The organism is Nocardia sp. NPDC050793 (assembly GCF_040654065.1).
Lineage (GTDB): Bacteria > Actinomycetota > Actinomycetes > Mycobacteriales > Mycobacteriaceae > Nocardia.
Window position 1 is genome coordinate 32,513 of the sequence record NZ_JBFAHG010000013.1, and the last position, 21,481, is coordinate 53,993.

The following is a 21,481-nucleotide window of genomic DNA, read 5'->3' on the forward strand; positions in this document are numbered from 1 at the left end:
TGATGGAGTAATGCCTGGCGCGTCCACTCCCACCACCACGACCCGCGAACAGTTCCATCTGCTCGCCGCGGAGCACCGGGTGGTCCCCGTGACCCGAAAGGTGCTGGCGGACTCCGAAACTCCGCTGTCGGCCTATCGCAAGCTGGCCGCCGACCGGGCGGGCACCTTCCTGTTCGAGTCCGCGGAGAACGGACGGTCCTGGTCGCGCTGGTCGTTCATCGGCGCGGGCAGCCCGTCCGCGCTGACCGTGGTCGACGGCGAGGCGGCGTGGCTCGGCCATATCCCCGCCGACGCTCCCTCGGGCGGCGACCCGCTGGTCGCGCTGCGCGAGACCCTGCAGCTGCTGCAGACCGAGCGGCTACCGGGTCTGCCCCCGCTCACCGGCGGCATGGTCGGTTACCTCGGTTACGACGCGGTGCGCCGGATCGAGCGGCTGCCCTCCCTGGCCACCGACGATCTCCAGCTGCCAGAGATGGTGCTGCTGCTCGCCACCGACCTGGCCGCCTTCGATCACCACGAGGGCGCCATCACGCTGATCGCCAACGCGGTGAACTGGAACGGCACGGCCGACCGTGTCGACGAGGCCTACGACGACGCGGTCGCCCGCCTGGACCGGATGACCGAGGCGCTTGCCGCTCCCGCCGCGTCCACGGTCTCCGTCTTCGACCAGCCCGAGCCGCAATACCGCAGGCAGCGCACCTCCGAAGAGTTCGGCGCCGGCGTGCGCAGGCTGGTCAAGGAGATCGAGGCGGGCGAGGCGTTCCAGGTCGTGCTCTCCCAGCGGTTCGAGATGGACTATCGCGGCGAGGCGCTCGACCTGTACCGGATGCTGCGCGCGTCCAACCCGAGCCCGTACATGTACCTGATCCACGTCCCCGACGGCGCGGGCGACACGGCCTTCTCGATCGTCGGCTCCAGCCCGGAATCGCTGGTGACCGTGAAGGAAGGCGTGGCAACCACGCATCCCATCGCGGGCACCCGCTGGCGCGGCGCCACCGAGGAGGACGACCTGCTGCTGGAGAAGGGACTGCTGGCCGACGAGAAGGAGAACGCCGAGCACCTGATGCTCGTCGACCTCGGCCGTAACGATCTCGGGCGGGTCTGCCAGCCGGGCACGGTGCGCGTCACCGAGTACCGGCACATCGAGCGTTACAGCCACGTCATGCACCTGGTGTCCACCGTGTCGGGACGGCTGAAGCCGGGCAAGGTGGCTCTCGACGCGGTGAGCGCGTGCTTCCCGGCGGGCACCCTCTCGGGCGCGCCGAAGGTGCGCGCGATGGAGCTCATCGAGGAACTCGAGCCGACCCGGCGCGGCGTCTACGGTGGCGTCGTCGGCTACCTCGACTTCGCTGGCGACGCCGACACCGCGATCGCCATTCGCACCGCCTTGCTCAAGGACGGCATCGCCTACGTCCAGGCGGGCGCGGGCGTGGTCGCCGATTCCGATCCGGACTACGAGGACGTGGAATCGCGCAACAAGGCGATGGCGGTGCTGAAGGCCGTCGCCGCCGCCCAGACCGTGCGCGCCTACAGCGCCGACCTACCCGCGGATCAGGACGGCGGCGTCCGATGACCGGCGCGGAACCGGAACGAGATCCGCGCGCCTCGGCCGAGACCGGCGAGCCCCCGGCAGCCGAGGCGGCCGCGCCCGCTCGCCGCGCCGAGAGGCGCAGATATCCGATCGGGGCCATCGTGCTGCTGGCGCTCGCCGCGGCGCTGATGTGGGGCTCGTCGCGACTGACCTGGGTGACGGTGTCGTCCTCGGACGGACTCACCGAACCGCGCACCGACGAACTGAACGGCGGCGTCTGGTTCGGCGCGCTCACCCCGCTCGCGCTGGTGCTGCTCGCGGCCATCGCCGCGCTGCTGGCCACCAGGGGATGGCTGCGGCGGATGGTCGGCGTGCTCGTCGCGCTCGTCGCGGCGGTGACCGCGGTGCCCGCCTTCGCGCTGCTCACCGGTCAAGGCGCGACGAACGAACGTGCCGCCGCGCTGGCCGAGCTGCCCGGCCGTGCCACGGTCACCGAGGTGACCACCGCGCCGTCACCCGCCGTCCTCACCATGGCCGCGGCACTCGCCGCGTTCGCGGCGGGCGTGCTGCTCGCGCGGATGCCGAGCGAATCGGGCAGGCTCTCCGGCAAGTACGAGAGCCCGGTGGTGCGCCGCGAGGCCGCCGCCGAGGAAGTGACCAAGCAGCGTGCCGCGGACACCTCGGGGCAGCTCTCGGAACGGGTGCTGTGGGACGCGCTGGACGCGGGCACCGACCCGACCGACGACACGCCGGGCACGGGAGCGAATTCGCGCAACGGTTCCGAGCAGGCGCCGCGCGACCGAGCCGAGCCCGATTCGCGCGACTCCGCGGAGCCGAACTCACGCGACCGTGCGGTGGACGGCGGTGCGGGCTGACGTGACCGCCCACACTGCGCCCGGTGGGTTCCCCGCGTGGCGCGACCGCCGGTCGGCCGCGGAGCTGAACCCCGGCGGCAAGACAACAGGTACAGCCATTTATTCTTTGTCAGCATCGGTGAGACAGCGCCTGGGGGGATTCTCAGGCAGCAAGTCCGTCTCCCCAGAAAGGATTCGAGCCAGATGACGGTACTCGACTCGATTCTCGACGGGGTCCGCGCGGATGTGGCCGCTCGGGAAGCCCTGCTGGACTTCCCGGCCATCAAGGCCGCAGCCGCCGCCGCGCCCGCCCCGCTCGACGCGCGCGCCGCGCTCCTGGAAGACGGCATCGGCGTCATCGCCGAGGTCAAGCGGGCCAGCCCGTCCAAGGGACCGCTGGCCGACATCCCGGATCCCGCGAGCCTGGCCAAGGCCTACGAGGACGGCGGCGCCCGCGTCATCAGCGTGCTCACCGAGGGACGCCGCTTCGGCGGTTCGCTCGACGACCTGGACGCGGTGCGCGCCAGCGTGAACATCCCGATCCTGCGCAAGGATTTCGTGGTCGGCCCCTACCAGATCCACGAGGCGCGCGCGCACGGCGCCGACGTCATCCTGCTGATCGTCGCCGCGCTCGAGCAGGACGTGCTGTCCTCGCTCATCGACCGCACCGAATCGCTCGGCATGACCGCGCTGGTCGAGGTGCACACCGAGGAGGAGGCCGACCGCGCGCTGTCCGCGGGCGCGTCGGTGATCGGCGTGAACGCCCGCAACCTCAAGACGCTCGAGGTGGACCGCGACGTGTTCGCCCGCATCGCCCCCGGCCTGCCCACCGAGGTCATCCGGATCGCCGAGTCCGGCATCCGCGGCACCGCCGACCTGCTGGCCTACGCGGGCGCCGGCGCGGACGCGGTCCTGGTCGGCGAGGGCCTGGTGACCAGCGGCGACCCGCGCGCGGCGGTGTCCGAGCTGGTGACCGCGGGCACCCACCCGTCCTGCCCCAAGCCAGCTCGGCGGGGCCGGTGATGGCGGTGAACGCACTACCTCAGGCCAGCGCGGGCGTCGCTCATCCGAGCGCGCACGAACCGGATCTCGGCGGCCACTTCGGCGTCTACGGCGGCAGGCACGTGCCGGAGGCGCTGATGGCGGTGATCGAAGAGGTCACCGCCGAGTACGAGAAGTGCCGCGCCGACCACACTTTCCTCGATGAGCTGGACCGGTTGCAGCGCGACTACACCGGCCGCCCTTCGCCGCTGTTCGAGTGCAAGCGGCTCGCCGAGCACGCGGGCGGCGCCCGCATCCTGCTCAAGCGCGAGGACCTCAACCACACCGGCTCGCACAAGATCAACAACGTGCTCGGCCAGGCGCTGCTCGCCAAGCGGATGGGCAAGACCCGCGTCATCGCGGAGACCGGCGCGGGCCAGCACGGCGTCGCCACCGCCACCGCGTGCGCGCTGCTCGGTCTCGACTGCGTCATCTACATGGGCGCGGTCGACACCGCCCGCCAGGCGCTGAACGTGGCGCGGATGCGGCTGCTCGGCGCCGAGGTGATCTCGGTGACCACCGGTTCGCAGACGCTCAAGGACGCCATCAACGAGGCGCTGCGCGACTGGGTCACCAACGCCGAGCAGACCTACTACTGCTTCGGCACCGCCGCCGGGCCGCACCCGTTCCCGCTGATGGTGCGCGACCTCCAGCGCGTCGTCGGCCTCGAGGCGCGCCAGCAGGTGCAAGACATGACGGGCAGGCTGCCCGACGCGGTGACCGCCTGCGTCGGAGGCGGCTCCAACGCGATCGGCATCTTCCACGCTTTCCTCGACGACCCGGCCGTCCGGCTGATTGGCTACGAGGCGGCGGGCGACGGCGTCGATACCGGCAGGCACGCCGCGACGTTCACCGGCGGCACGCCGGGCGCGTTCCAGGGCGCCTACTCGTACCTGCTGCAGGACGAGGACGGCCAGACCATCGAATCCCACTCCATCTCCGCGGGCCTGGACTACCCGGGCGTCGGCCCCGAGCACGCCTACCTCAAGGACATCGGCCGCGCCGAGTACCTGCCGATCACCGACACCGAGGCGATGGACGCGCTGCTGCTGCTCAGCCGCGCCGAAGGCATCATCCCGGCGATCGAGTCCGCGCACGCGGTGGCGGGCGCGCTGCATCTGGGCAAGGAACTCGGCCCCGGCGCGATCATCCTGGTCAACCTGTCCGGCCGCGGCGACAAGGACATGGACACCGCGGCCCGCTGGTTCGGGCTGTTCGACGCACCGCAGGAGACCGAGTCGTGAGCCAGCAGTCCCGCCTCGCCAACACCTTCGCCGCGGCGCGCGCGGAGAACAGGGCCGCGCTGATCGGCTACCTGCCCGCGGGCTACCCGGATCTGGCCGGTTCCATCGACGTGTGCCGCACGATGGTCGAATCCGGTTGCGACATCATCGAAGTCGGCGTCGCCTACTCCGATCCGGTGATGGACGGCCCGACCATCCAGGCCGCCGCCGAGCAGGCGCTGCGTGGCGGCGTGCGGGTGCGCGACGTGTTCACGGTGGTCGAGGCGATCGCCGAGGCGGGCGGCAAGGCCGTGGTGATGAGCTATTGGAACCCGGTGCTCAAGTACGGCGTCGACCGCTTCGCGCGCGATCTGGCCGCGGCGGGCGGCGCGGGCATCATCACACCGAACCTCATTCCGGAGGAGGCCGACGACTGGTTCGTCGCCTCGGCCGCGCACGACCTGGACCGCATCTTCCTCGTCGCGCCGTCCTCCACCGAGGAGCGCCTTGTGAAGACGCTCGAGGCGAGCCGCGGGTTCATCTACGCGTCCTCGACCATGGGCGTCACCGGCGCGCGCGACGTGGTGTCCTCCGCGGCGCCCGCGCTGTGCGCCCGCATCCGCGCCCACTCCGACATGCCGATCGGCGTCGGCCTCGGCGTCCGCAACGGCGTCCAGGCCGCCGAGATCGCGAGCTACTCGGACGGCGTGATCGTTGGTTCGGCGCTGGTCACCGCGGCGGCCGAGGGGTTGGACGCGGTGCGCGCGCTGACGAGGGAACTCGCCGAAGGCGTCCGCTCGGCGACCGTCGTCTCGTAGTACCCGCCGTCGGGAGGCGCCGTCGGGCGGAGTCCGTCAAGAGCGCGCGCGAGTCCTCGGCTACGGTGGCCCCGTGACCTTACGAAGCGATGTGCTGGCCTATATCCCCAGCCCCCCGCAAGGCGTGTGGCAACTCGGGCCGATCCCGCTGCGGGCCTATGCCCTGTGCATCATCCTCGGCATCGTCGTCGCCATCTGGTGGGGCGAGCGGCGCTGGCATGAGCGCGGCGGTCAACCGGGCACGGTGCTGGATGTCGCCATGTTCGCGGTGCCGTTCGGTCTGATCGGCGGTCGCCTCTACCACGTGGCGACGGACTGGAAGAAGTACTTCGGCGCGGGTGCCAACCCGATCGAGGCGCTCTACATCTGGCAGGGCGGCCTCGGCATCTGGGGCGCGGTGTTCCTCGGCGGCGTCGGCGCCTGGATCGGCTGCCGCGTCTATCGAGTCCCCTTGCCCGCCTTCGGCGACGCCATCGCGCCGCCGATCCTGCTCGCCCAGGCCATCGGCCGCCTCGGTAACTACTTCAACCAGGAACTCTACGGCCGCGAGACCACCGTGCCATGGGGCCTGGAGATCTACCCGCGGTTCGACGCCAACGGCGATCCCGACCCGATGAACGGCGTCTCCAACGACGTCGTCGAGAAGATCGTGCACCCCACGTTCCTCTACGAGATGCTCTGGAACCTGCTGATCGTCGTGCTGCTGGTGCAGATCGACCGGCGCTGGCGAATCGGCCACGGGCGACTGTTCGCGCTCTACGTCGCGGGATACAGCTTCGGGCGGTTCTTCGTCGAGCTGATGCGCGACGACGAGGCCACCGAGATCGTGGGTATTCGCATCAACTCGTTCACCTCGGCGCTGGTCTTCCTCGCGGCCATCGCCTACTTCGTGTTCGCCACCAAGGGCCGCGAGACCGCCGAGCAATTGCAGCCAGGCGCGATGAAGCGCCCGTGGCCGTGGCAGATCGGTGCACTGCGCGCCGCAGGCGCGTCGACGGCGACCGCGGTGGCGTTGGACAAGAGCGAGGTCTCGGCGAAAGACCCGGCGGACTCGGCGGATTCGGAGGACGAGTCGAATCGATCCGAGAAGGCGGCGTCGGAGAAGTCCGCCGACGACAAGTCCGACAAGGCAGCGACGGCGCCCGCCGAGACGTCCGCCGCGAGCCTGGGGGAGGAATCCGATACCGCGGAGGCGGAGCCGAAGTCCACGGCGGCGGCGAATGATTCGCCGGACGCGGACGACGACACCGCCGAGGACGCGAAGTCCGGCGTAGCGGCCGAGAAGACCACGGCGGACAAGGGCAAGTAGCCGCCGCGCGAAATCGACCGCGCGCGATGGCAACACATCCGCCACCGCGCGCGATAACGATGCGGAGTCCGCAGAATTCCGTTCTTCGGGCTCCGCGCCCAGGGGCGCCGAGGCGACAAAACCGGTCGATTACGGCAAGAATGACCGGTGATCGTCGCGGGCGTGCCCGTCGAGGCGATCGACGACCGGGGGCCAGCAATGGGTGCCCACTTGATGAGGAGGACATAAGTGACCGACCCTTACCAGAACAATCAGGGCTTCGGCGGCCCGCAGTACGGCCCGCCGGGTACGGGTCCGGACCTGAACAAGGACGCGTCGGGCCAGCAGCAGTACGGCCAGCCCGCCGACCAGTACGGCCAGCAGCAGTTCGGCCAGCAGCCCGGTGGCTACCCGCCAGCGGCGCCGTACGGCCAGCCGCAGCCGCAGGGTTACAACCCGGCCGATCCGGACGCACCGTACGGCCGTGACGCTTTCGGCGTGCCGCTGTCCGACAAGCAGAAGATGATCGCGGGCATCCTGCAGCTGCTGGTCGGCACCCTCGGTATCGGTCGTTTCTACCTGGGCTACACGACCATCGGCATCCTGCAGATCGTCACCTGCGGCGGCTGCGGCATCTGGTCGCTCATCGACGGGATCATGATCCTGACCGGCAAGGTCCCCGACGCCAACGGGCGACCACTGCGGGACTGACCCACGCTCCGAAGGGCGTCGCCGAGCAGGCGGCGCCCTTCGCGTTTTCGGCTGTGCCACCCTTTCGCGCACGGTGATCGCGATACTGTGCACCGGCCCGCAACGGGCGTAATTTGGGCTGAATCTGCGTGTGGGAAGCCCACGCACCGGAGAGAGGGATTTCGTGCGTCGCAAGCTGTTCGCCGCCGTCGTGCTCGCCATCGTCGCCGCCACCGGCCTCACCGCCTGCGGCAGCGGTGACGACCCGAACGTGCTGAAGGTCGGCACCGAGGGGACATACTCGCCGTTCAGCTACCAGGGCTCCGACGGCGCGCTCACCGGTTACGACGTCGAGGTGGTCCGCGCCGTGGCCGACAAGCTCGGCCGCAAGGTCGAATTCGTGCAGACGCCGTGGGACGCGATCTTCGCAGGTCTGGAATCGAAGCGTTTCGCGCTGGTCGCCAACCAGGTCTCGATCACCGAGGAGCGCAAGAACAAGTACGAGCTCTCCCAGCCGTACACCACCTCGGAGGGCGTGATCGTCACCCGCGCCGACAACACCGCCATCACCTCGCTCGCCGACCTCGCGGGCAAGACCTCCGCGCAGTCCGCCACCAGCAACTGGGGCGCGGTCGCCACGGGAGCGGGCGCGAAAGTGGAGGCCGTCGAGGGCTGGGTGCAGGCCATCCAGCTGCTGAAGAACGGCCGGGTCGACTGCACGATCAACGACAACCTGGTGTTCAACGAGTACACCAAGGCCTCGGGTGACACCTCTGTCAAGATCGCCGCCCGGACCGGCGAGACCAGCGAGATGAGCTTCGCCGCGCGTAAGGGCGATCCGTTGATCGCCGAAGTGAACCGGGCGCTGGACGAGCTGCGCGCCGAGGGCGCGCTGGCGCGGATCTCGGAGAAGTACTTCGGCGTCGACGTCAGCGAATAGCCGCTCGTGGACGCCGCGACCAGAGAGCTGATCTGGCACAACCTGTGGCCGATGCTGGAGGCCACCGTCACCAAGACCATCCCGCTCACCGCGATCAGCTTCGTGATCGGATTGGTACTTGCGTTGTTCGTCGCGCTGGCGCGGATGTCGCCGACCTGGCTGCTGTCCGCGCCCGCGCGCTTCTACATCTCGATCATCCGCGGCACGCCGCTGCTGGTGCAGCTGTTCATCGTGTTCTACGCGCTGCCGCAGTTCGACATCGTGATCGATCCGTTCCCGGCGGCGGTGATCGCATTCAGCCTCAACGTCGGCGGCTACGCGGCCGAGGTGGTGCGCGCCGCGATCCTGTCCGTCGCGCACGGGCAGTGGGAGGCGGCGCAGGCGCTCGGCATGTCGTATCCGATGACGCTGCGGCTGATCATCCTGCCGCAGGCCGCGCGGATCGCGGTGCCGCCGCTGTCGAACACGCTCATCTCGCTGGTCAAGGACACCTCGCTGGCTTCGACCATCCTGGTTACCGAACTGTTGCGCACCGCGCAGCTGGCGGCTGCGCCGACCTTCGACTTCTTCGCCCTCTACGGTGTCGCGGCGCTCTACTACTGGGTCATCTGCCTGATCCTCGGCTTCGGTCAGACTCGCCTGGAGACGCGCCTTTCCCGGCACGTCGCCCGGTGAGGACGCGTTCACCAAGTCTTCACCGAGGCCACGACGGGCCCGCGCCACCCAGCAGGACTACGCTCTACTCGTGATGCGACGGACGAAGATTGTGTGCACGCTCGGCCCGGCCACTGCCACCGAGGACCGTATCCGCGAACTCGTCGAGAGCGGTATGGACGTGGCTCGCCTGAATTTCAGTCACGGCGAGCACTCCGACCATGCCGAGAACTACAAGAAGGTGCGACAGGCCTCGGACCACGTCGGCAGGGCGGTCGGCATTCTGGCCGACCTCCAGGGCCCCAAGATCCGGCTCGGCCGGTTCATCGAGGGCCGCACGGTGTGGGCGACCGGGGAGGAAGTGCGCATCACCGTCGACGAGATCGACGGCACTCACGACCGGGTCTCGACCACGTACAAGGAGCTGTCCAAGGACGCCAAGCCCGGCGACCGGCTGCTCGTCGACGACGGCAAGGTCGGCCTGACGGTGACCAGCGTCGAGGGCAACGACGTGGTTTGCCGGGTGACCGAGGGCGGACCGGTCTCCAACAACAAGGGCGTCTCGCTGCCCGGCATGGACGTGTCGGTGCCCGCGCTCTCGGAGAAGGACATCGAGGACTTGGAGTTCGCGCTGAAGCTCGGCGTCGACTTCATCGCGCTCTCGTTCGTGCGCTCGCCGTCCGATGTGGAGCTGGTGCACGACGTCATGGACCGGGTGGGCCGTCGCGTCCCGGTGATCGGCAAGCTGGAGAAGCCCGAGGCCATCGACAACCTCGAGGCGATCGTCCTGGCCTTCGACGCGATCATGGTCGCGCGCGGCGATCTCGGCGTCGAGCTGCCGCTGGAGCAGGTGCCGCTGGTGCAGAAGCGGGCCATCCAGATGGCGCGTGAGAACGCCAAGCCGGTCATCGTCGCGACCCAGATGCTGGAGTCGATGATCGAGAACTCGCGCCCGACCCGCGCCGAGGCCTCCGACGTGGCCAACGCGGTGCTCGACGGCGCGGATGCGGTGATGCTGTCCGGCGAGACCTCCGTCGGCGCGTACCCGATCGAGACCGTCCGGACGATGGCCCGCATCGTGCACGCGGTCGAGGCCGAGTCCTCCACCAGGGTGCCGCCGCTGACCCACGTGCCGCGCACCAAGCGCGGTGTCATCTCCTACGCGGCGCGCGACATCGGCGAGCGGCTCAACGCCAAGGCGCTGGTGGCGTTCACCCAGTCCGGCGACACCGTGCGCAGGCTGGCCCGGCTGCACACGCCGCTGCCGCTGCTCGCCTTCACCCCGCTGCCCGAGGTGCGCAGCCAGCTCGCGCTGACCTGGGGTACCGAAACGTTCATCGTCCCCACGGTGAAGACCACCGACGCGATGATCCACCAGGTGGACCAGTCGCTGCTGTCGATGGACCGATACAAGAAAGGCGACCTGGTCGTCATCGTGGCGGGCTCCCCGCCCGGTACTGTCGGCTCCACCAACCTGATTCACGTGCACCGTATCGGTGAGGAGGACCACTAGATGAGCGCTTCGCTAGGCGGCCACGTCGGCACCGAAGAGCCGACGAAGCGGTCCGATCTGGATGTGCTGCTCGGTCTGCTCGACCTCGAGCAGATGGACACCGACGTCTTCGTCGGCCACCATCCGGAGAAGGTCTGGAGCCGGACCTTCGGCGGACAGCTGGTCGCCCAGGCGATCATGGCGGCCGGTCGCACCGCGGGCGACCGGCCCGTGCACGCCGTGAACGCGCATTTCGTGCGCGGCGGCGATCCGAAGAAGCCGATCGAGTACCGGGTCGACCGGCACCGCGACGGCCGCTCCTTCGCCAACCGCACGGTCACCGCCGTGCAGGACGATCAAGAGCTGTTCGTCATGCTGGCCGCCTTCCAGGACTCGGGCAAGGGGCTCGAGCACGCCCACCCCCATCCCGAGGTGCCGGACCCGGAGCAGCTGCCGCGCGTCGAGGAGAGCTTCGAAGGCTTGGAGGACAAGCTGGAGATGTTCGTCAACGCGCCGCACCCGATCGACATGCGCTACACCAACGATCCCGCCTGGATTCTGAAGGGCACGGGGGAGCGGCTCAACCACAACCGGGTGTGGATGCGCGCCGACGGCGCGCTGCCCGACGATCCGCTGATCCACGTTGCGATGCTGGGCTATTCGTCCGATACGACGGTGCTCGACTCGATCATCACCACGCACGGTCTTTCCTGGGGGCTGGACCGGATCGTCGCGGCCACGGTGAACCACTCCATCTGGTTCCACCGTCCGTTCCGCTTCGACGACTGGGCGCTGTACGCTACCGAGTCCCCGGTCGCCGCGGGTTCGCGCGGCCTGGCCACCGGCCGGTTCTACTCGCGCAGCGGTGAACTCCTCGCCACCACGGTGCAAGAGGGCGTCATCCGCCACTTCCCGTCGCGCGGCTGAATCCCGTCTGCCGGTGCGGCGAGCGCCCACGCCGAAATGGCGTGGGCGCTAGAGGATCTCCCGCTCGAACTCGATATCGAAGCTGTCCCTGCGCTGCGTGCTGATCGTGCGCGGCACGTCAGGATCGTCGGTACCGCAGGATGTTTCGATCATCAGCCGGCGTTCCAGGGCGGCCAGGCTGGGGGCGGTCAGATCGCGCGGCGCGCCGACCAGGCTGAGCGCGATCTCGTAGGTGCGGCGCGCCTCCGGTTCCTGGCCGGGATGGTCTACGCGCCACTGGGTTTCGAGGAGAATGTGGGCCGGGTCGTCCGGCTCGACCGGCAGTGTGAAACGCCAAGCGAAGACGTCGCGGTCGTGCAGGTGGTCGTCCACCACCGCGCGCACCGTCTCGACGACGCGTTCGAGGGTCTCAGGCGTCACATAAACATGAAGCGAAACATCCGAAATCCGTTTCGGCATGTCTGATTCCTGTCGTGTGTCGAACCATCAACGGCGAATACTGTCCGCGGGGAGTGTAATGCCTAGGCGGGCACGGGCGACATAGCCGGGTGCGATTTGTCCGGCGTGCCCCGATTGCGCGGCGGTCATCGGATGCGGTGCGCCGCCAGGAACGCCGAGAGCGGCGCGGGCGCGGCGCCAGGCTGCACCACCAGTCCGGGGCGTTCGTCGTCCTCGGGGCGGGTCTGTTCGTACGGTGCCAGCGCCATCATGAGTGGCACAAGCGCCTCGGCGATGCGGTCGCCGACCTCGCAGTAGGCGGCCTCGGACAGGCCGACGGGGTCGGCGATGTTCTCCCGGCCGACGATGGAGAGATCGTTGCGCGCCAAGTGCAAGTCGGCGACCGTGCGTGCGCCGGTGACCTTGGCGATCCGGTGCGCTTCGAGCAGTGTGAAGGTGCGCGAGGCGGCGCCGAAGGCCATGTCGGCGGCCTGGTCCCTGATCTGTTCGGTCATGGCGAGCACGAGGTCGGCGCGGTCGATCAGTTCCGGCTTCAGTTTGCGCGCACGGAAGCCGTCGGGATCCGCGCCGAGACCGGAAATGGTTTGCGCGGTGAGCGGTTCGATGGAGAAGCCGACAAGCGCTCTTGTGCCCGCGCTTTCGGCGGTGAGACCGGTGAGGTTGTGTTCGACGGCGAGCGCGCGGGTGAGCCGCTCGGCGATCACCGAACGGCACACATTGCCGTTGCAGACGAACAGGACGTGCATGCGATCACGGTAATTCGGCCGCTCGCGGACCAGAAGTCTGCCGTCACGGAATCACAGGTGCGCAGACACATATTCATCTAGCTGTCGCGCGCCGTACACAAAGCTCACCCGGGTATTCAGGCGGATTCTCGATGCACGTCACGATCGAGCGCCGGGCTTATCGCTGAAGTTACCCAGCTGTTTCCAGCTTCAATCATCGATTTTGCCGTCGCTTGCCCGTGTGCCGCCTCACTCGTATTCGTTTCGGTAATAACTGTTTTCGGCTACCACCGGCGCGACTTTCGCGTTTTCGCCGTGCACTCGCCCCCGGGTGGAGAACATCGGCCCGCGGGAGGCGACCACCGGCGCGAACCGGGCCATCCCGGTGGCGGGCCCCATGTCGTCGTACATGGCGTCGATGCCGCCGCGCGCGAAGTACGCCTCGTGCCAGAACCCAGTTCCGCCGGAGTCCTTCAGGAATTTCGCCCACCAGTCCCGGTGCGGCTCCGACCGCGTCCACCGCTCCAGGCTGTCCAGATCGCGCCAGTACTGCCGCGCGCCCCAGTGCGGCGGAAACAGCCCCCACACCACGTCCTCGTGCAACAGCAGTCCATCTGGCCGGTCCCGATGCGAGCGGTAGAGCTTCGGACCCAGCCCGAGCAGCCGCAGCATCCCCCGCGGCCGGCGCACCCGCATCCCGAGGTAGATGACCACCAGATCCGGATAGCCGGACAAGTCGACGGTCGTCCTGTTCACCCGCATACAGAAACCTCCGCAACGGCGCGCACGATTGCGCCCACCTACGACTACGTGCGAGCCCGACCTTCGGTTCAGTCGGCCGAGCGCCTCGCCGGTATTCCTGCCATAGTCGCGAGCGCTCGCACTCCACCGAGCCCGGTGCGCAGCCGTAACCGCCGCACAGGCCTACGGCAGATTGTCGGCATGCAGGCGTGATGCGCCGCGGCCGTGGTTCCCTCTTTACGGCGGGCGGTCGGCGAGCCGGCACCGACGCCAAGAGTGCACCCTGCTACCACCATCGAGAATCCGCTCAGGACAACAGGTTTGGTATTCCAGCCAGCGCAGGAATCGGTGGTTGGGACGGAAATGCCCAGCGGCACCACATTTCCGAGACTGCTCCGGGATTTCACCTCGGCCACAACTCGAACAACAGCAGGCAAGTAGGCGACAACTACGGAAACGGCAGAGATATCCACTCGGAGCTCGAATCGGTTGCGTTCCTGTGCGAGGCAGCCTGATTCGATCGCCGCCAACATGTCGAGTCGCCTTGATGTCGAGCGGACAATCGCGTCGAATACGGCACCCAGCCGGTTCGAAGGCTGGTGCCCGTGCGGTCCCGGTCGTGGGCCGCGCCGGACATCCAGTCGCCGGGGCTATGCAGTCGTCGCGTCGGGCAATGGCAACATCGAGCCCGAGCCCGCCGCGAACGTGCGCCGACCAAGGTCGGCTATGAACACCCATCCAACGGCCTCAGCGCTCCTGCCCACCCGAACGCGGTCCGCATCTGAACGTCGATTGACGCCCCGGCCCCTGGCTCACTCGAACGCAACCCTTGATGAAGGCGCCAAGAACAACCGAACGTAACCACTGAAAGGGGGTCCGGGGGGCACCGCCCCGCCGGGCGGGGCCTGGGGGTTGCACCCCAGAAAAACACATCGCCAATGCCCCGGCGCAGCCGCGAAGCGCGCAAGCAGGGCAAACCCAGCATTGGTGCCGAGTGTGGGACTCGAACCCACACGTCCTTTCGGACAACGGTTTTTGAGACCGTCGCGTCTGCCAGTTCCGCCAACCCGGCGCACCGGGTGTGAACTATAGCGGGTCGGTGTGGCTTTCCGCGAATGGGTTGCCATGTACGCCACAGTTTCGTCTTTACGCAGGGTATATGCGTTGTCGGCCGAACTGAAAGGTACTCTTTACATCACTCGACAGCGCGCAGGGGTGAGTGAGGCCAGGCTGGTGTTGGCCCCGGCCCGTTCCTGCGTGTCGGGACAGGCATCGGAACCAGAGGGGTCTACCTATGAGTGAGCGCAGCGAACGAATCCTGTGCCAGCGCGCGGTGCGCATGCCGGAACCGAGCGTCAGCGGGGTGCGGGCATGAGCAATACTGCGGCAGGGGGCGCCGGCACGAAGAAGGACGCCGGGGCGAAGCGGGTCGTCGTTGCCGAGGACGAGGCGCTCATCCGGATGGATCTGGTCGAGATGCTGACCGAAGAGGGCTATCAGGTGGTCGGCGAGGCGGGGGATGGGCAGCAGGCGGTGGATCTGGCGGTGGAGCACCGGCCGGATCTGGTGATCATGGATGTGAAGATGCCGCGCCGTGACGGCATCGACGCGGCCGCCGAGATCGCGTCGAAACGTGTTGCGCCGGTGGTGATTCTGACCGCGTTCAGCCAGCGTGACCTGGTGGAGCGGGCGCGCGATGCCGGCGCGATGGCGTATCTGGTGAAGCCGTTCACGAAGTCGGATCTGGTCCCTGCGATCGAGCTGGCGGCGAGCCGTTTCCACGAGATCACCGCGCTGGAGAGCGAGGTCGCGAATCTGGCCGATCGGCTGGAGACGCGCAAGCTGGTCGAGCGGGCCAAGGGCGTGCTGATGCAGACCCAGGGTTTGTCCGAGCCGCAGGCTTTCAAGTGGATTCAGCGGACCGCGATGGATCGCCGGACTACGATGAAGGCCGTTGCCGAGGTGGTGCTGGAGAACCTGGCGCCGAAGTGATGCGCCACCCCTCGGGCCGGTGTCGGCTGGGAAGATTTACGCATCGGAAACGCGATCGCCAAAAAGAATTCGACACGAAGTCATCCGCATGACGCGAATGTGATGCGGATCTAACGTGCCAACGCTATGTTCTGACCGGGCTGACGTGGTCGGCCTCCTCGGATTGCCCCGGGGGAGCACAGGACGTAGAGGTGAGACGTGCTTAGTTCGACATGGCGCAGTCGTTCGACGCGTGGCGTATTGGTGATCGGCGCTGCGGCGGCGCTCGCGTTGACCGGGTGCAGCGACAAATCCACCGACACCGGGTCCGGCGCGACCGGGACCGGTTCGGGAGGCCTGTCCATTCAGCCGGTGATGCAGGTGGATACCGCTGGTAAAGAGGTGCCGAAGACGGATCCCGCGAAGGCAGCCGATCCGGCGGGTGACGGCAAGGCGACCTGTGCTCCCGGTACCGCTATCGCCATGGCGGGCGCGCTCACGGGCCCCGACGCGGCGCTCGGCATCAACATCGTCAACGGTGTGAAGCTGGCGCTGGATCAGCACAACAAGGCGAACCCTGGCTGCAAGATCGAGTTGAAGCAGTTCGACACCGAGGGCGATCCGCAGAAGGCGACCCAGGTGATCCCGCAGATCGTCAACGATCGGTCGATCATCGGCCTGGTCGGCCCGGCGTTCTCCGGTGAGACCAAGGCGACCGGCCAGATTCTGAGCGACGCGGGCCTGGTGGCGGTGACGTCGTCGGCGACCAACGCGACGCTGACCCAGAACGGCTGGACCAGCTTCTTCCGTGGCCTGGCCAACGACGACGTGCAGGGTCCTTCGGTGGCGAAGTACCTGGTTGGCACCGCGAACTACAAGAAGGTGTGCGTGGTGCAGGACAACACCGATTACGGTGTCGGCCTGGCCAAGAGCGTCACCGAGGGCCTCGGCGCCGCCGCCGATCCGGCGTGCGCGGCCAGCATCAAGAAGGGTGACAAGGACTTCTCGGCCACCGTCACCAAGATCGCGGCGGCGGCGCCGGACGCGGTCTTCTTCTCGGGTTACTACGCCGAGGGCGCGCCGTTGGCGCAGCAGTTGAAGTCCGGTGGCGTCAAGGCCGTGTTCGTCGGCCCGGACGGTGTCAACGACCCGCAGTTCATCTCGCAGGCGGGCAGCGCGGCCAAGGGTGCGAACCTCACCTGCCCCTGTGGCCCGGCTCCGGAGAAGTTCGCCAAGGACTACGAGGCGCTCAACGGTCAGGCTCCCGGCGTGTACTCGGTGGAGGCCTACGACCTGACCGCGATCCTGGCGAAGGGCATCGACGGTGGCAAGGTCACCCGCCCCGACCTGCTCGCGTTCGTGCGCTCCTACGAAGGGCCGGGTCTGGCCCGCACCTACAAGTGGAGCCCGAACGGCGAATTGGCCAACGCGCAGATCTGGATCTACGAAGTCAAGTAAGACCGCGAACCCAGCACGTACGGGGGTGCCCGTAACGCCCCCGTACGTGCTGTTTCATGAGGGGCACTGGTGAGGGCGATATTCGCATGACAGCATCAGCACTGACCGGCGGCGTGGCATACCTCGCCGACGGCTCGATCGACTTCGACTATCAGGGAGTGATCGATCAATTCTGGCGACTGACCGTCGACGGAGTTACCTACGGTTCCATCTACGCCTTGGTCGCGGTGGGCTATACCCTGGTCTACGGCGTACTTCGGCTCATAAATTTCGCCCATTCGGAAATATTCATGTTGGGCATGTTCGGTCAGTTGATCGGGCTGATGCTGTTCGGTTTCACCGCCAGCCCCGATGTCTACAACCAGGGCGTGCTGCTGACGATCCTCTACATCGGTTTGGCGATGATGGTCGGCATGCTGGTGTCCGGCGGCGCGGCGGTCGGATTGGAGCGAGTCGCCTATCGCCCGCTGCGCAAGCGCGGGGCCAAACCGCTGTCCTTTCTGATCACCGCGATCGGCATGTCGTTCGTGATCCAGGAGTTCGTCCACTTCATCCTGCCGAAGATCAATCCCGATCTCGGCGGCACCAATGCCCAGCAGCCGGTTCAGCTCGTCGAGCCGACGGTGCAGTTCAGCTTCGGCGGCGCCGATGTCACCAATATCGCGATCCTCATCGTGGCGGCCGCGGTGGTGCTCGCGATCGCCACCGAAATGCTCATCAACAGAACGAAATTCGGCCGCGGCATCCGCGCCGTCGCGCAGGACCCGGACACCGCGACGCTGATGGGCGTCTCCCGGGAACGGGTCATCATGCTGACCTTCCTCATCGGCGGCGTCCTCGCGGGCGCGGCCGCGACGCTGTACGCGATCAAGATCCCGCCCGCGATCATCTACTCGGGCGGCTTCATCCTCGGCATCAAGGCGTTCAGCGCCGCGGTGCTCGGCGGCATCGGCAATCTGCGCGGCGCGCTGCTCGGCGGCCTGCTGCTCGGGGTCGTGGAGCAGTACGGGCAGATCCTGTTCGGTATCGAATGGCGCGACGTGGTCGCGTTCGTCGTGCTGGTGGTGGTGCTGATGGTCCGGCCGACCGGCATTCTCGGTGAGAGCCTCGGGAGGGCCCGCGCATGACCGACCTGACCAAGACGGCGCCGAGGCAGGGCGTCGGCGACGCGATCCGCACCTGGTGGGAGGGACTGTCGCGGCCCGCGCAGTGGGCCGCGGGCGTGCCCGCGATCATCGCGCTCGCGCTGCTTCCGCTCTTCCCCCCGCCGATTCTGGACACCCCCGCCTACAACTTCGGCCTCGTCATGGCCGAGTTCGCCATGTTCGCGCTGATCGCGATCGGCCTGAATGTGGTTGTCGGACAGGCGGGTCTGCTCGACCTCGGCTACGTCGGCTTCTACGCCATCGGCGCCTACACGGTGGGCCTGCTGACCAGTCCGAACAGTCCATGGAACCAGACCGACGGCGGCTGGCTCGATCCCGAGTGGGCGTGGCTGGCGTGTCTGCCGATCGCGGTCGCGGTGACAGCGATCTCGGGTCTGATCCTCGGCTCGCCGACGCTGCGGCTGCGCGGGGACTACCTGGCGATCGTGACGCTCGGCTTCGGCGAGATCGTGCGCCTGCTCGCCGACAACCTGCACGAGCTGACCAACGGCAGCCTCGGGCTGTCGGGGGTGGCGTACCCGCACGTCGGCGAGTCGGCGGAGAAGCCGAACGGCGTGTTCTCCGCGGGCAACACCGGCGACCCGGACAGCGCCAACCTGCTCGACCGGGCCAGCTACGGCACCTACTGGTTCTGGCTCGGCATGGCGCTCGTCATCGTCGTGCTGCTGATCGTCGGAAACCTGGAGCGCAGCCGGGTCGGCCGCTCCTGGGTGGCCATCAGGGAGGACGAGGACGCCGCCGAGATCATGGGCGTGCCGACGTTCAAGTTCAAGCTGTGGGCGTTCCTGATCGGCGCCGCGGTCGGCGGGCTGTCCGGCGCGATGTACGCGGGCCAGGTGCAGTTCATCAACCCGGCCGGGTTCAACATCATCAACTCGATGCTGTTCCTCTGCGCGGTGGTGATCGGCGGCCAGGGCAACAAGCTCGGGGTGATCTTCGGCGCGTTCATCATCGCCTACCTGCCCAAGCGGTTGACCTCGGTGCAGCTGGTGGACAACGAGTCGACCGGCTACCTGCTGCTGATCATCGATGTGGCTCTGTTCGTCGGCCTGCTGGTGTTCTGGCGGTACAAGGGCCGCGAGTTCGGGGTCTGGCCGCGCCGCGGGTTGATCACCGGCATGGTGTTCACCGGCGTCATGGCGGCGCTGCTGCTCGGCAGCGTGCTGCTGTTCCGCAAGGGCGGCGCCCAGTCGCTCGGCGACCTCAAGTATCTGTATTTCGGAATCGCGTTGGTGGTGATGATGATTCTGCGGCCGCAGGGTCTGTTCCCGGCCCGGCAGAAGCTGCTCACCTACGGCAGGCAGGTCTACCAGGCCGTGCGCAGACCCACGGTGGGCGAGCCGATCGGAGCGGCGAAATGACCGGGCCGGGCGCGGGCGACGCGCTGTTCGACAACGAAGACATGGCGGCCGGTTACGTCGCGCCGCCGGAGGCGAGGAGCGCGGGCGAGGTCGACGTCACCGCGGTGATTCCGGAACTCGGCGACAAGGAGACCGTCGCCGAAGTGGTCGCACCGCACCGCGAGATCGAGACCGAGGTCGGCGCGCCGCTGCTGAAGACCGAGGACCTGACCGTCAAGTTCGGCGGTCTCACCGCGCTGGACAAGGTGAGCTTCGAGATCCGCCGCGGCGAGATCCTCGGGCTCATCGGCCCCAACGGCGCGGGCAAGACCACCTGCTTCAACGCGATCACCGGCGTGTACAAGCCGGCCTCCGGTCTGGTGTATTTCGACGGCAAGCCGCTCACCAAGACCAAGCGCAACGCCATCACCCGGCTCGGCATCGCCCGCACCTTCCAGAACGTGCGGCTCTTCGGCGAGATGACCGCGCTGGAGAACGTGGTGGTCGGCACCGACGCCAGGCACAAGACCTCGGTGCCGGGCGCGGTGTTCCGCAGTCCGCGGCACCGCCGCGAGGAGCGCGACGCCATCGAGCGCGGGATGGCGCTGCTCGAGTTCGTCGGTATCGCGCCGCGCGCGGTGGAGAAGGCGCGCAACCTCTCCTACGGCGATCAGCGTCGGCTGGAGATCGCCCGCGCGTTGGCCACCGAGCCGAAACTGTTGTGCCTGGACGAGCCCGCGGCGGGCTTCAACCCCAGCGAGAAGTCGGCGCTGATGGATCTGATCCGCAAGATCCGCGACGACGGGTTCACCGTGCTGTTGATCGAGCACGACATGCGGCTGGTCATGGGCGTGACCGACCGGATCGTGGTGCTGGAGTTCGGCCGCAAGATCGCCGACGGGCTGCCCGGCGAGATCCGTGACGACCCCACGGTCATCGCGGCCTACCTCGGCGTGCCCGACGCCGAGGCCGAGTCCGGGCCTGCGTCCTCGGCGGACGAGGGTGCATCCGGCACTGGCGCAGCCGATGCCGAAGGGGAAGGCGAATCCGGTTCCGGCGCAACAGAATCGGCGGAGGAGCCGACCGAGCTGCCGCCGACCGGCGGACCGGCGGTGAGTGAACGGAAGGAGCCCCAGCCGGGCGAGCAGCCTGCCGCGCCGCCGGAGCGAGACTTCAGCGACGCGCCCGCGCTCCTCGAGGTCGACGACATGGTCGTCAACTACGGCAGGATCCAAGCCCTGCACGGCGTGTCGCTGCGCGTCGCGGAGGGCGAGCTGGTCACACTGCTCGGCGCGAACGGCGCGGGCAAGACCACCACCATGCGCGCGCTGTCGGGGCTGTTGCCGCTGACGCGCGGGCGGATCAAGTTCGAGGGCCGCGACATCACCACGATGAAGGCGCACGAACGGGTGGTCGGCGGGCTGATCCAGGCGCCGGAGGGCCGGGGCGTTTTCCCCGGCATGACGGTGCAGGAGAACCTCGACATGGGCTGCTACGGGCGCACTTTCGCGCAGAAGGCCGAGTATCAGCGGACCCTGGACTGGGTCTTCGAGCTGTTTCCCCGGCTGCTGGAGCGGCGCAAACAGGTCGGCGGCACACTCTCCGGCGGCGAGCAGCAGATGCTGGCCATCGGCCGCTCGCTGATGGCGCGACCGCGTCTGCTGCTGCTGGACGAACCGTCCATGGGCTTGGCGCCCATGGTGATTCAGCAGATCTTCCGCATCATCGGGGAGATCAACCGGCAGGGCACCACGGTGCTGCTCGTCGAGCAGAACGCCCAGCAGGCACTGGCCCGCAGCGACCGCGCCTACATCCTGGAGACCGGCGGCGTCACCAAGACCGGAAGCGGCAGCCAGCTGCTCACCGATCCCGCGGTGAAGTCGGCCTACCTCGGCGTGGGATAAGCGAACCGCCCCGGCGCGAGCAGGGTGCCGGTAGCGCCGTTGTGATCCCCGCGGTGCCGAGCCCGACAACCTCGGCACCGCGGTGACCGTGCACGCTATGGCGGACGACCTCGGCACCGCGATCACCGTGCACGTTGTCGCGGACGCACCGGGGCACGGACCTCATCCAACCAAGACGCTCCATCCCCGCGCTGCCAACCACCCAGGGGCGAGCCCGACAAGCCCGTTCGCGGCCGTCTCGCTTCCCAGCGGCTGAGAC

At 68.2% G+C, this 21,481-nt stretch carries 19 protein-coding genes, 1 tRNA gene and 1 pseudogene; 17 read left to right on the top strand and 4 right to left on the bottom strand.

Annotation, left to right across the window (positions count from 1 at the left end; all coding sequences use genetic code 11):
* Positions 1-10 precede the first annotated feature (10 nt).
* From AB0H50_RS31730 to AB0H50_RS31780, 11 genes are all read left to right on the top strand, one after another.
* A complete protein-coding gene (locus AB0H50_RS31730; RefSeq protein ID WP_357459958.1) occupies positions 11-1,573 on the top strand; it encodes an anthranilate synthase component I in 1,563 nt (520 codons plus the stop codon).
* Positions 1,570-2,406, top strand: coding sequence for a TIGR02234 family membrane protein (locus AB0H50_RS31735; RefSeq protein WP_357459961.1), 837 nt, complete (start codon positions 1,570-1,572; stop codon positions 2,404-2,406). Before AB0H50_RS31730 ends, AB0H50_RS31735 begins: the two co-directional genes overlap by 4 nt.
* Before the next feature lie 183 nt (positions 2,407-2,589).
* Positions 2,590-3,408, top strand: coding sequence for an indole-3-glycerol phosphate synthase TrpC (gene trpC, locus AB0H50_RS31740; protein WP_357459962.1), 819 nt, complete (start codon positions 2,590-2,592; stop codon positions 3,406-3,408).
* Positions 3,408-4,670, top strand: coding sequence for a tryptophan synthase subunit beta (gene trpB, locus AB0H50_RS31745; protein WP_357459965.1), 1,263 nt, complete (start codon positions 3,408-3,410; stop codon positions 4,668-4,670). The genes trpC and trpB overlap by 1 nt, the downstream gene beginning before the upstream one ends.
* On the top strand, positions 4,667-5,467 hold the full coding sequence (gene trpA, locus AB0H50_RS31750) for a tryptophan synthase subunit alpha (RefSeq protein WP_357459967.1): 801 nt from the start codon (positions 4,667-4,669) through the stop codon (positions 5,465-5,467). Before trpB ends, trpA begins: the two co-directional genes overlap by 4 nt.
* A 73-nt stretch (positions 5,468-5,540) precedes the next feature.
* Positions 5,541-6,776 (top strand): prolipoprotein diacylglyceryl transferase, encoded by a 1,236-nt coding sequence (gene lgt, locus AB0H50_RS31755; protein WP_357459969.1) that lies wholly within the window; start codon positions 5,541-5,543, stop codon positions 6,774-6,776.
* A gap of 228 nt (positions 6,777-7,004) precedes the next feature.
* A complete protein-coding gene (locus AB0H50_RS31760; RefSeq protein ID WP_357459972.1) occupies positions 7,005-7,466 on the top strand; it encodes a TM2 domain-containing protein in 462 nt (153 codons plus the stop codon).
* Positions 7,467-7,629: 163 nt separating this feature from the next.
* Complete coding sequence (locus AB0H50_RS31765; protein WP_357459974.1) at positions 7,630-8,385, top strand: amino acid ABC transporter substrate-binding protein; 756 nt, start codon at positions 7,630-7,632, stop codon at positions 8,383-8,385.
* A 6-nt stretch (positions 8,386-8,391) separates the two neighbouring features.
* Positions 8,392-9,060, top strand: a complete 669-nt coding sequence (locus tag AB0H50_RS31770; protein WP_357459977.1) for an amino acid ABC transporter permease — start codon at positions 8,392-8,394, stop codon at positions 9,058-9,060.
* A 70-nt stretch (positions 9,061-9,130) separates the two neighbouring features.
* Positions 9,131-10,552 carry a pyruvate kinase gene (pyk, locus tag AB0H50_RS31775; protein ID WP_357459979.1) on the top strand — a complete coding sequence of 474 codons (1,422 nt, stop codon included), beginning with the start codon at positions 9,131-9,133 and terminating at the stop codon, positions 10,550-10,552.
* On the top strand, positions 10,553-11,458 hold the full coding sequence (locus AB0H50_RS31780) for an acyl-CoA thioesterase II (RefSeq protein WP_357459981.1): 906 nt from the start codon (positions 10,553-10,555) through the stop codon (positions 11,456-11,458).
* Between the two features lie 48 nt (positions 11,459-11,506).
* On the opposite strand, the gene AB0H50_RS31785 is transcribed toward AB0H50_RS31780, so the two are convergent.
* The 4 genes from AB0H50_RS31785 to AB0H50_RS31800 all read right to left on the bottom strand — a co-directional run bounded on the left by AB0H50_RS31785 (position 11,507) and on the right by AB0H50_RS31800 (position 14,455).
* A complete protein-coding gene (locus AB0H50_RS31785; protein ID WP_357459984.1) occupies positions 11,507-11,878 on the bottom strand; it encodes a hypothetical protein in 372 nt (123 codons plus the stop codon).
* A gap of 164 nt (positions 11,879-12,042) precedes the next feature.
* Entirely contained in the window at positions 12,043-12,663 is a 621-nt protein-coding gene (locus AB0H50_RS31790; RefSeq protein WP_357459987.1) for a low molecular weight phosphatase family protein, read from the bottom strand.
* 228 nt (positions 12,664-12,891) lie between these two features.
* Positions 12,892-13,404: a DUF4188 domain-containing protein gene (locus tag AB0H50_RS31795; protein WP_357459990.1), complete on the bottom strand. Its 513-nt coding sequence runs from the start codon at positions 13,402-13,404 to the stop codon at positions 12,892-12,894.
* Positions 13,405-14,368: 964 nt separating this feature from the next.
* Positions 14,369-14,455: transfer RNA gene (locus tag AB0H50_RS31800), tRNA-Leu, on the bottom strand.
* A gap of 299 nt (positions 14,456-14,754) precedes the next feature.
* Between AB0H50_RS31800 and AB0H50_RS31805 the strand changes: the two genes are divergently transcribed.
* The 6 genes and pseudogenes from AB0H50_RS31805 to AB0H50_RS31830 all read left to right on the top strand — a co-directional run bounded on the left by AB0H50_RS31805 (position 14,755) and on the right by AB0H50_RS31830 (position 21,222).
* Positions 14,755-15,375 carry an ANTAR domain-containing response regulator gene (locus AB0H50_RS31805; RefSeq protein WP_067846705.1) on the top strand — a complete coding sequence of 207 codons (621 nt, stop codon included), beginning with the start codon at positions 14,755-14,757 and terminating at the stop codon, positions 15,373-15,375.
* 360 nt (positions 15,376-15,735) lie between these two features.
* Positions 15,736-16,812 carry a branched-chain amino acid ABC transporter substrate-binding protein gene (locus AB0H50_RS31810; RefSeq protein WP_357460256.1) on the top strand — a complete coding sequence of 359 codons (1,077 nt, stop codon included), beginning with the start codon at positions 15,736-15,738 and terminating at the stop codon, positions 16,810-16,812.
* 86 nt (positions 16,813-16,898) lie between these two features.
* Positions 16,899-17,939 carry a branched-chain amino acid ABC transporter permease gene (locus tag AB0H50_RS31815; protein ID WP_357459992.1) on the top strand — a complete coding sequence of 347 codons (1,041 nt, stop codon included), beginning with the start codon at positions 16,899-16,901 and terminating at the stop codon, positions 17,937-17,939.
* Positions 17,936-19,339 carry a branched-chain amino acid ABC transporter permease gene (locus tag AB0H50_RS31820; RefSeq protein WP_357459994.1) on the top strand — a complete coding sequence of 468 codons (1,404 nt, stop codon included), beginning with the start codon at positions 17,936-17,938 and terminating at the stop codon, positions 19,337-19,339. The genes AB0H50_RS31815 and AB0H50_RS31820 overlap by 4 nt, the downstream gene beginning before the upstream one ends.
* Positions 19,336-20,280 (top strand): annotated as a pseudogene (locus AB0H50_RS31825) (ABC transporter ATP-binding protein); the annotation flags it as partial. The gene AB0H50_RS31820 and the pseudogene AB0H50_RS31825, both read left to right, overlap by 4 nt.
* 246 nt (positions 20,281-20,526) lie before the next feature.
* The gene (locus AB0H50_RS31830; protein WP_245668534.1) at positions 20,527-21,222 is read left to right on the top strand and encodes an ABC transporter ATP-binding protein; all 696 of its coding nucleotides are present in this window, start codon (positions 20,527-20,529) and stop codon (positions 21,220-21,222) included.
* Positions 21,223-21,481: the final 259 nt, after the last annotated feature.

Bases quoted from the DNA above. Each gene is read 5' to 3' on its own strand.
- AB0H50_RS31730 (WP_357459958.1), top strand. From the start codon at position 11: ATGCCTGGCGCGTCCACTCCCACCACCACGACCCGCGAACAGTTCCAT.
- AB0H50_RS31735 (WP_357459961.1), top strand. From the start codon at position 1,570: ATGACCGGCGCGGAACCGGAACGAGATCCGCGCGCCTCGGCCGAGACC.
- trpC (WP_357459962.1), top strand. From the start codon at position 2,590: ATGACGGTACTCGACTCGATTCTCGACGGGGTCCGCGCGGATGTGGCC.
- trpB (WP_357459965.1), top strand. From the start codon at position 3,408: ATGGCGGTGAACGCACTACCTCAGGCCAGCGCGGGCGTCGCTCATCCG.
- AB0H50_RS31780 (WP_357459981.1), top strand. From the start codon at position 10,553: ATGAGCGCTTCGCTAGGCGGCCACGTCGGCACCGAAGAGCCGACGAAG.
- AB0H50_RS31790 (WP_357459987.1), bottom strand. From the start codon at position 12,663: ATGCACGTCCTGTTCGTCTGCAACGGCAATGTGTGCCGTTCGGTGATC.
- AB0H50_RS31795 (WP_357459990.1), bottom strand. From the start codon at position 13,404: ATGCGGGTGAACAGGACGACCGTCGACTTGTCCGGCTATCCGGATCTG.
- AB0H50_RS31805 (WP_067846705.1), top strand. From the start codon at position 14,755: ATGAGCAATACTGCGGCAGGGGGCGCCGGCACGAAGAAGGACGCCGGG.
- AB0H50_RS31815 (WP_357459992.1), top strand. From the start codon at position 16,899: ATGACAGCATCAGCACTGACCGGCGGCGTGGCATACCTCGCCGACGGC.
- AB0H50_RS31820 (WP_357459994.1), top strand. From the start codon at position 17,936: ATGACCGACCTGACCAAGACGGCGCCGAGGCAGGGCGTCGGCGACGCG.
- AB0H50_RS31830 (WP_245668534.1), top strand. From the start codon at position 20,527: ATGGTCGTCAACTACGGCAGGATCCAAGCCCTGCACGGCGTGTCGCTG.